Annotated in this window: 3 protein-coding genes; 1 reads left to right on the forward strand and 2 read right to left on the reverse strand. The window is 78.1% G+C overall.

Features of this window, described 5'->3' with window-relative positions; all coding sequences use genetic code 11:
- The coding region (locus LLG88_15720) for an FAD-dependent oxidoreductase (protein ID MCE5248357.1) at positions 1 to 1,404 on the forward strand (1,404 nt) is incomplete at its 5' end.
- Between the two features lie 138 nt (positions 1,405 to 1,542).
- Here the strand turns inward: LLG88_15720 and LLG88_15725 are convergent.
- Entirely contained in the window at positions 1,543 to 3,897 is a 2,355-nt protein-coding gene (locus LLG88_15725) for a hypothetical protein (GenBank protein MCE5248358.1), read from the reverse strand.
- A gap of 150 nt (positions 3,898 to 4,047) precedes the next feature.
- Positions 4,048 to 5,190: hypothetical protein (locus LLG88_15730; protein ID MCE5248359.1), on the reverse strand; the 1,143-nt coding region annotated here is incomplete at its 5' end.

Genomic DNA, 5,190 nt, shown 5'->3' on the forward strand with positions numbered 1-5,190 from the left:
CCGATCGATTTCGGCTGGGGCGCGTCGGGAAGGACGTCGCGCCTCGCGCTCGAGGAGCCGGCGGCGAAGGTCCTGCTGCGCCCCGGACGGTTCCGCGCGCTGCTCCGCGAACGGGCGACGCTCGTCCACGCGGCGCGCCCCGCGGCGCTGCCGGTGCCGGTCGTCGTGCCGCGCGCGCTCGTCGGCGCCGGCGAGGCGCGGAGTTCCGCGCGGCGGGAGCGTCTCGCCTCGTGGCTCGCGCCGGGCGGCTGGCCCGGACCGCGCGCCGCGGCGGGCAAGGCCGCGGGGAAGATTCCGCTGGCCGCGCTCGAGGAAGGGAAGGCGCGGCTGCACTTCGACGCGCTGGTCGACGACCGGCGGCTGGTGCTGCTGACGGCGCTCGCCGCGGCGAAGGCCGGGGTCGTCCTCGCGCAGCGCTGCGACCTCACGGGGCTGGAGGTCGCGGACGGCGGCGGCGTCTGGGCCGAGATCCGCGACCGCGTGACCGGCGAGGCGGTCAACGTCCGCGCGCGCGCCGTCGTCAACGCGACCGGCGCCTGGATCGACCACGTGCGCGCCTCGCTCGACGTCGGGCGCGAGAAGCTCTTCCCGCTGGCCCGCGCGGTGCGCGTCGCGATCGAGGATCCGAGCGACGCGGCGGCGCTGCTCGGACGGCGCGACGGCGCGCCGTTCCTCCTCGCGCCGGCGACGCGCGGCACGCTGCTCGCCGCGCCGTTCGAGCCGGCGGCGCAGGGTTCGCGCGAGCGCGCGGCGGAGCGGCTGCTGCGGCTCGCCGCCGACTACTTCGGCGCGCGCCCCGAGCCGCGGGCGGCGTTCGAGGAACTGCGTCCCGCGGTGGAGCGCGCGGCGATGGCGCGCGAGACGGCGCGCGGCGCGCCGTTCTGGTCGGTCGCGGCGGCGGGCGCGCTGCGCGAGCGGCTGACGGCGCGGCGGCTCGCGGAGCGGATCGAGGACGAGCTGGGGCGCTTCGCGGGGCGCGGGGCGCGGGCGCCGCTCGCCGCGTCGGCCGCGGGCGCGAGCCTGAAGCGCGAGCGGCAGGAAGCGCGCGGCGCGGGGCTCGGCGCCGATCAGGCGCGCTGGATGGTCGGGCGCTACGGCGCCGCGTGGCGCGAGGTGGTGACCGAGGCGGGCGGCGCCGAGCCGCTCGCCGACGGCGCGCCGCCGCTGCGCTGCGAGGTCGCGTGGGCGGTGCGCGAGGAAGGGGCGCGGACGCTGTCCGACATCCTGCTGCGCTGGCGCCTGCCGGAGATCGCGCCGTCGCTGGAGATCGAGGAGATCGTGGCGGCCGCCGCGGCCGACGACGCGACCCGCGCGTTCGCGTGGTCGCCGGTGCAGCGCGAGCGCGAACTCGAGCGTTGGCGCCACGAGCGCCGTCTCGCCTACGGCCCCGCCGAAATCGGCTGATCCGCGCCGCCGCCCGCGGCGCGACGCCTCGACGCCTCGACGCCTCGACGCCGACGTTGCGCGACGACGCACTGTACGGGCGGCTGGCGCGCCACGAAGATCGTCTGAACAACGGCGCCGCCACCGCGCCTGCCGCCCCTACCGGAGATCGACGACGCGCGAGGAGGCGTTGCCGGCGGCGTCCACGACGCGCACCGTGGGGCGCTCGCCGGGACGCGGCGCGGGGATCCGCGCCTCCCACGTCGCGGCGACGGCGCCGATCCCCGACGCCGGCGGCGGCAACTCGATGAACGAGCCGTCTCCCGCCGAGATCTCCGCCTTCGCGAGGCGACCGCCCGGGTCGCGCGCCGCGACGACGATGGTCCACCACGTCTCCGACGCGCCGCGATCCACGGCCGGACGACCCGCACCGCGCTCCGCCGACGGACGTCCCGCGCCGCGTTCCGCGGACGCCTTTCCCTTTTCGACTTCAGCGGGCCGCGCCTCGGCCCGCTCGATCGTCGGCGGCGTGTTGTCGATCGCCGACGGCGCGCTCTCCCGCGAGGCCTCGCGCCCTTCGCCGGCCGCGTTGTCGCGCGCGTCGCTCACCGTGACGCGGAAGCGGTAGACGCCGTCCGGCAACGAGCGGCCGTCGAAGCTCCAGTAGTTCGTCTCGACGTCCTCGGCGAGCGTCTTCCAATCCGATTCCTTGCCCGGGCCGCCGTCGTCGCGGCGCCACTCCACCTTCGCGCGCAGCTCGTCGTTGTCGGCGTCGCGCGCCTCCCAGACGATCGTCAGCGCCCCCGGCTCGTAGGCCCGCTTGCCGCGCCACGGCAGCGACGACTCGGCCAGCGCGCGCTCCAGCTCCGGCGTGCGCGGCGGCGCGACGATCGGCACGTCCCCCGAGGCGAACTGCGGCGGCGGCAGCGGCCGCACCGCGACCCCCTGCGGCAGCACCTCGAGCTGCTCGATCTTCGGCGCGCGGTTCGCCGGCCGATGGAGCGCGGCGAAGCCGCCGACCTGCGGCACATAACGTGCCCGCGGCGCGATCTCGATCCGCGCCTGCAGGAAGCGCGCCCGGGGCAGCGGCGCGAAGCCGCCGTCGCGGTCCGGCGGGCCCGCCGCGCCGGGAACGACCGTCCACGGCGTCCAGCCCGGCCCCGGCTCGGCCGTCTCGCCGACCCGCAGCGCGAGCGTCGCCGCGCCGGCGTCCGCCGCCTCGGCGTCGAGCCGCGCGCGGCCGAGCGTGGTCTCGCTCCGCGCGTCGAAGACGTCCGACGTCCAGACCGCGCGTTCGGCCGCCTCCGGCCCGTAGACGATCAGCGCCGCGGGATTGCTCGCCGCGGCGAAGATCCGCCCGCCCGCGGAAGCGAGCGCGGAGAACGAGCGGTAGTCCTTCCGCTCGTCGAAGACGCCCAGCTTCCCCGCGGCGTCGAACCACCAGATCTTCCCGCCGTTCGCCGCGCCGAGCAGCGCGCCGCCCCCCTCCGCGGGGAGGAGCGCGAGCGGCGTCTCGCGGTCGTCGGCCCAGACCTGCTCCGGCGCGTCGTTCGGCGCGATGCGGACCAGCGTGCCGCCGCCCTGCGGCAGCTCCGCCGCCGTCGGCGCCGCGCCTTCCGCCTCCGTCTTCGGCGCCGGCGCGGCCGTCGTCTCCGCGCCCGAGGCGCGCACCGTCACCTCGACGGTCGCGCCGCGCTGGGCCGCGGGACGCGCCGCGGCGGCCGCCTCGGCCTTCGCGGGCGAGCCGGCGAAGGCGGCCCACAACGTGCCGCCCGCGTCCACGGCGAGCGCGACCGTCTCCGGCCGTTCGGCGTCGTAGAGCACGAAGCCGTTCCCCTTGCCGTCGAGCCGCGCGACGAGTCCGTGCGGCGCGGTGCCGGCGTAGAGCGCGCCGTCCGGCCCGAGCGCCAGCGAACGCACGTGATCGTCCGGAGCGGACCAGAGCTCGCGCACGGCGCCGTCGGGAGCGACGCGCAGGACCTTCCCGGGGAGCCCGGTCGCGACCGCGAGCGCGCCGTCGGGCAGCGCGGCGAGCGCCCAGACGTAGACCGCCTGCGGCTCGAGCAGCTTGCGCGCGCCGCCGCGCCCGTCGAGCGCGTAGAGGGCGCCGCGCGGCCCGGTCGCGGCGTAGACCGTTCCGCCGACCCGCGCGAGCGCGAAGAGCTCCGCGCCGGACATTTGCCCCGGGCCGGTCCCGAACGTCGCGAGCGTCGTCGTCGCGCCGTCGGCACCGATCCGCAGCGCGCCGCCCCGCTCGCCGGCGCCGACGATCGCGCCGTCGCCGTCGGCGAGCAGGCTCCAGAGGACCGCCGACGGCGGCCGCGCGGCGACGCGCGCGCGCGGCGCGGGGGCGAGGCGCCCGTCGGGCGTGACGACCATGCCGTCGAGCGACCCGGCGCGCAGCAGGGCGCCGTTCCGCGACCAACTCTGCGTCGAGACGGCCACGGCGGGAAGGGCGGAAGCGAGCAACAGAAGCGCCGCGGCGCAGGCGGCGGAGACGACGGTGCGTTTCATCGGATCGCTCCCTTCCGCGCGGACGCGGGAGTGCGCACGTCTTCAATCGCCTGAACGATCACCAACTGCTCCCTTCCGCGCCGACGCGGGAGCGCGGGGGGGCGCTCTGTCCGCGCCGGCCGTCTCCCGCGCCGTCCCGCGCGGGCGCGCTCATCGCGCGGGTTCGGCCGGCAGGATGTCGAGCGGCGCGTGCGCGGCGTCGAGCGCGGCGCGGTCGAGCGCGCGTTCGGCGCGGGCGAGGACGAGCCAGCGCGCGCGGTACAGCTCGGCCCCTCCGGGGCGCGAGCGGATCAGCAGGTGCGCGCTGTTCGGCAGCGCGGGGAACTCGCGCCCTTCGGCGACGATCCCCTCCGCGGGGCGGAGCAGCGCGCCGTCGAGGCGGTCGTCCGGCGGGTCTTCGCCGAGCGCCGCGAGATAGGTCTCGCCTTCGTCGGCGGTGCGGCGGCGCGCCTCGCCGAGGCTGCCGAGCTCGCCGGCTACCGCGGGGGCGGCGCCGACGACGATGATCGTCCGCCCGGGCGCGGCGTCGCGCGGCACGACGAGCTCCAGCGTCTCGCGGCGCGTGCCGCGGCGCGACGACTCGAGGTCCACGGCGACGCGCACCGTCTCGCCGGGGCGCGCGGCGAGGCGGTCGGGCAGCGCGCGCGCGACGCGCCACGCGTCGTCGCCGGAGCGCGCCTCGACGACGACGTCCACGCGCTGCAGCGCGGGCAGCAGCGTCGGCGGGCGCATCAGCGCGCCGACCTTCCGCAGCAGCTCGAGCGAGAGCGGCTGGTCCTTGGCCGCGAGCGGGCCGGCGACGCCGGAGGCCGCTGAGAGCGGCACGGCGCGGCCGCCCTCGAGCACCGCGGCGCCGGAGAGGCGCAGCGATTCGTCGCGGTCGGCGCCGAGCAGATCGAAGACGGCGATGCGGGAGGCGGTGGCGACGAGGACCGGCGCGAGGAACGGATCGCGGGCGACGAAGAACTGCTTGCGGACGTCGGGGCGTCCGGCGCGGCGCACGGTCACCGAGACCGGCAGCCCCGCGGGGGACGCGCCGAGCTCGCCGGCGATCGCGGTGGCCCGGTCCTGGCGCAGCGCGCCGATCGGATCGCCGATCCGCGCGATCTTGAACGAGCCGAGCGCCGAGGGCACGGTCCAGAGGACGTCGGTCGCGGCGAGCGCGGCCTCGATGCGGCCGGCGCCGAGGAACGGATGACCGAAGGCGAGCAGCGAGTCGCCGTCGCGCCAAGTCACGGTGCCCGAGGCGCCGAGCTTCGCGTCGCCCCAGATCAGCAGCGCGGAGATCATGTC

Source organism: bacterium, from assembly GCA_021372775.1.
GTDB lineage: Bacteria > Acidobacteriota > Polarisedimenticolia > J045 > J045 > JAJFTU01.